Here is a 3847-nt window from a genome sequence, read left to right as displayed (position 1 = left end):
CGGAGCGGGGGCTGGCGGCGATCGTGAATATCCACGATGTCGTGCTGGCCCGCGAGTTCATGATGCGCATTGTCGGCCTGCGCGGCGGGGTGAGCGTCTACGACGGCGGTCCGGATGGACTGACGCCGGCGGTACTGACCGAGATCTACGGCGAAGAGGATTGGACGGCGTCGAGCGATCTGTCCGACACCGGGCCGTCCTCGCGCCCGGGCGTGCCGGATACCGACGAACTGGTCGGTGCCTTGTGAGTGGACCGGCGGTACTGCCCGATCCGGCGAGCGAAGGGGCCAGGCGCTACCCGAGACACTGGCGGCGACCACCGCTGATTTCCGACGGCCGACTGCGCTGGGCGATCTACGCCGGTGTCCTGCTCTATCTGGTCGTCGGCATCGGCGCCGTCGAGGTGAATTGGGGCCGCTTGAGCGAGGGCTGGGAGCGCGGTCTGCGCTTCCTCGGCGGCTTCGTCGAGCCGGACTTTGTCTCGCGCTGGGACGACATCCGCGCGGGTTTGATCGAGAGCCTCACCATGACGCTGACCGCGACGGTGGTCGGGGTCTTGATCTCCATCCCGGTCGGGATCGGTGCGGCGCGCAACATTGCACCATCCCCGGTCTATCTCGCCTGCCGTGCCTTGATCGCAGTCTCGCGCTCGCTTCAAGAGATCATCGTCGCCATCCTCTTCGTCGCCATGGTCGGGTTCGGGCCGCTGGCGGGCTTTCTGACGCTGGCGTTTGCGACCATCGGATTTCTCGCCAAGCTCCTGGCCGAGGACATCGAGGATATCGACGCCGCACAGGTCGAGGCGATCCGCGCGACCGGTGCCGGCTGGTGGCAGGTGCTCGATTACGGGATTCGCTCGCAGGTGACGCCGCGTCTGATCGGACTCTCGCTCTACCGGCTCGACATCAATTTTCGCGAATCCGCGGTGATCGGGATCGTCGGCGCCGGCGGGGTCGGGGCGACCCTGAATACGGCGCTCGATCGCTATGAGTACGACTCGGCCGCGGCCATCCTCATCCTCATCATCGCCATTGTGCTGGTGACCGAGTACGTCTCGGGTTGGGTGCGCGCTCGGGTGCAGTGATGGCGATTCGGCAGACACCCGATGGCCCGATCTGGCGCAAGCGCACGACGCCGCAGTCCATCGCGCTCTGGTTCGGCTGGCTAATGCTGGTGCTGCTCTTCGTCCTGGCCTGGGAGGCCATGACCCGCAACCAGATCTGGGCCTTCGTGTGGGACGCCCCGGAGCAGGCCGCGGATCTCTTCGGGCGGATGGTGCCGCCGCGCTGGTCCTACATGGATCAACTCTGGGGGCCGCTGTGGGACACCATCAACATCGCGACCCTCGGGACACTGCTCGCGATCGTCCTCGCCGTCCCGGTCGCCTTCCTCGCGGCGCGCAATACGACGCCGAGCCCTCTGCTCGTGCGCCCGATCGCCATCTTCATCATTGTTGCCTCGCGCTCGGTCAACGCGCTGATCTGGGCGCTCCTGCTGGTGGCCATCCTCGGCCCGGGCTTGCTGGCCGGGATCATCGCGATCGCGCTGCGCTCGATCGGGTTCATCGGAAAACTGCTCTACGAGGCGATCGAGGAGATCGACCTGCGCCAGGTCGAGGCGATCCGGGCGACGGGGGCCGGTCCTGCGCAGGTGCTGGACTACGGGATCGTGCCTCAGATCATGCCGGCGTTTGCCGGGATCACACTCTTCCGCTGGGACATCAACATCCGCGAGTCGACCGTCTTGGGTCTGGTCGGCGCCGGCGGGATCGGGTTGCAGCTCAAGGCGTCGGTCGACGGCCTCGCCTGGCCGCAGGTCACCGTCATCTTCATCGTCATTCTCGCGACCGTCATCCTCAGCGAGTGGGTCTCCGCGCGGGTGCGGGCGGCCCTGATCTGAGCGGAGCCTTGCGGCGGGTACGCGGATCCGCGATCGGATAAACTGCCGGACTCTTTCGAAGCATTCCGCCTCATTTCTCAGGCGGGTTGCGAGCCGTGCAGGACGGCGTAGGTACGATCGAGCGAGGCGCGGATCTCGGGCTCGCGGTCGACGGCAAAGGCGAGGAACGCCTTAGCGATGGTCGAGAGCTCGCGGCCCTTGGGGTGGACTAGATACCATGACCGTTCGATCGGGAAGCCCTCGACGTCCAACATGACCAGACGCCCGGCGCCACCGTCCAGCGTGAGGGTGTGCAGCGAGAGCGCAGAAATCCCGAGGCCGGCGATGATGGCGTGCTTGATCGCCTCGTTGCTGCCGAGCTCCATGCGCACGTTCGGGCGTAGGCCCCGGTCGGCGAAACAGCGCACGACCGAGTCGCGGATTCCCGACCCGGGCTCGCGCAGGAGGAATCGCTCCCGGGCCAAACGCTCCACCGTGATCCCGGACTGACCGACCAACGGGTGATCCGTTCGCGCGAGGACGATCAGAGGGTTCGGTGCAAGAAACGTTGCCTCCACGTCGAGACCGGCGTGGGTGGGCTCGCCGAAGATGTAGATGTCGTCGTCGTTGGCTGCCATCCGCTCGATGATGCGCGTGCGGTTGGTGACCTTCAGCGAGACATCGATGCCGGGGAACTGGTCGCAGAAGGCACCGAGGATCTCGGGTGCGAAGTATTTCGCGGTGGTGATGACGCCGAGACGCAAGCGTCCGCTCTTGAGGCCTTTGAGGTCGGCGAGCTTGATCTCGAGGTCCGTGAGCGAGCGCAGAATGGTGCGGCACGCGGCATAGACCTCGCGTCCTGCATCGGTCGGCTCGACGTTGCGACCCACGTGCAGAAACAGGGGCGTTCCGACCGTGTCGGTCAGTTTCTTGATCTGCATCGAGACCGTGGGCTGTGTCAAAAACATCTCCTCGGCAGCACGCGTGAAGCTGCCGAGACGGACGATAGCCTCGAGGAGTTGAAGCTGGCGCAAGGTGGCGTGTCGCACGAAACGACCGGTTGCCTCGCTTTGGGGCGACCCTTTTTGGGTCTGGCTCGACGTGGTCATCTCTTGCCCTGCTTACGATTGAACCTGGATACGGCAGCCGAAGCGGTCATCACCCACCCCGTGAGCGAGCGATCGGGTGGATGCGATCGTCAAGATCGTCGAATACGTATGTTGAGCACGAAGCGGACGATTGCCGGGCCAAGGTTGATGGGGCGGGGCGCTCAGTCCGGCCAGACTCTGCGGGAGCGCGACGCCGTACTCGTCGGCTGTGCCTTTGTTTGGGCGGGTTTTCGGGACGTGGTTGGTGTGCCGCCGACGATCGCGGAGTGCGGTCCGGACTGGCTCTTCTGCGTGTGCTTGCCGGTTGTCGACGCGGACGCTGTGCTGCTCGTGGTGGATCGAGGTGGCGCTTTCGGCTTGGCCGATGCTCGGCGCGGTGCCGGAGGTGTCGGCGATGCCTCGGTCGGGACCTCGCGCTCTTCGGGCGTAGCTTCCTTTATCGGCTGATCACTCATCAAGGGTCTTCTCGGTTTCGAGCAGCGCATCGATTTCGCGCGCGAAATGCCGAACCGGCTCTCCGACCTCGGTCGCGTCGTCCTCGGCATGTAAAGTGATGTTCACGTAGGTGCGCCCGAAACTCATGTCCGGATAGATGCCGACGCGCTCCGAGAGGCTCGCTGCTCGATCCAGAAAGTCGCGGGTGGTCTCGTAGTCGGCAAACTCCAAACGGCGTTCGAGGCGAATCGGACGTCGACGTTCGGTCCAGCCTTGGTTCATGACAGGGATCCCTCAGAAGTAGGCACGTTGAGTGGCCTCACGATAGCGCGGGACACCGAGTGAGGCCAGCCAGTCGTCGATCTCGCGGGCATGCGCGGACTCCTCGTTCAGCAGTGCCTCGAAGAAGTCACCGTTGTCCCGAT

The 3847-nt window shown here is 65.1% G+C and carries 5 protein-coding genes and 1 pseudogene; 4 read left to right on the top strand and 2 right to left on the bottom strand.

The window, feature by feature from the left end; genetic code table 11:
- The 3 genes and pseudogenes from GPT33_RS08200 to phnE (GPT33_RS08190) all read left to right on the top strand — a co-directional run.
- A pseudogene (locus tag GPT33_RS08200) lies at positions 1-248 on the top strand (hypothetical protein); the annotation flags it as partial.
- Positions 245-1084 (top strand): phosphonate ABC transporter, permease protein PhnE, encoded by an 840-nt coding sequence (gene phnE, locus GPT33_RS08195; RefSeq protein WP_296807217.1) that lies wholly within the window; start codon positions 245-247, stop codon positions 1082-1084. The pseudogene GPT33_RS08200 and the gene phnE (GPT33_RS08195), both read left to right, overlap by 4 nt.
- Positions 1084-1899 (top strand): phosphonate ABC transporter, permease protein PhnE, encoded by an 816-nt coding sequence (gene phnE, locus GPT33_RS08190; RefSeq protein WP_296807214.1) that lies wholly within the window; start codon positions 1084-1086, stop codon positions 1897-1899. Before phnE (GPT33_RS08195) ends, phnE (GPT33_RS08190) begins: the two co-directional genes overlap by 1 nt.
- A gap of 77 nt (positions 1900-1976) precedes the next feature.
- Here phnE (GPT33_RS08190) and GPT33_RS08185 read toward each other — a convergent pair whose 3' ends face one another.
- Positions 1977-2927 (bottom strand): LysR family transcriptional regulator, encoded by a 951-nt coding sequence (locus GPT33_RS08185; protein ID WP_296807211.1) that lies wholly within the window; start codon positions 2925-2927, stop codon positions 1977-1979.
- A gap of 168 nt (positions 2928-3095) precedes the next feature.
- Here GPT33_RS08185 and GPT33_RS08180 point away from each other — a divergent pair, with 168 nt between their 5' ends.
- Positions 3096-3434 carry a hypothetical protein gene (locus GPT33_RS08180; protein WP_296807209.1) on the top strand — a complete coding sequence of 113 codons (339 nt, stop codon included), beginning with the start codon at positions 3096-3098 and terminating at the stop codon, positions 3432-3434.
- Here GPT33_RS08180 and GPT33_RS08175 read toward each other — a convergent pair whose 3' ends face one another.
- Positions 3435-3704: a 4a-hydroxytetrahydrobiopterin dehydratase gene (locus GPT33_RS08175; protein ID WP_296807206.1), complete on the bottom strand. Its 270-nt coding sequence runs from the start codon at positions 3702-3704 to the stop codon at positions 3435-3437.
- Positions 3705-3847: the final 143 nt, after the last annotated feature.

It is taken from the genome of Thiocapsa sp., assembly GCF_011390875.1.
Taxonomy (GTDB): Bacteria; Pseudomonadota; Gammaproteobacteria; order Chromatiales; family Chromatiaceae; genus Thiocapsa.
This window is presented reverse-complemented; position numbering and strand designations above follow the sequence as displayed.

Coding starts and splice junctions, on each gene's coding strand:
- phnE (WP_296807214.1), top strand. CDS start 1,084: ATGGCGATTCGGCAGACACCCGATGGCCCGATCTGGCGCAAGCGCACG.
- GPT33_RS08180 (WP_296807209.1), top strand. CDS start 3,096: ATGTTGAGCACGAAGCGGACGATTGCCGGGCCAAGGTTGATGGGGCGG.
- GPT33_RS08175 (WP_296807206.1), bottom strand. CDS start 3,704: ATGAACCAAGGCTGGACCGAACGTCGACGTCCGATTCGCCTCGAACGC.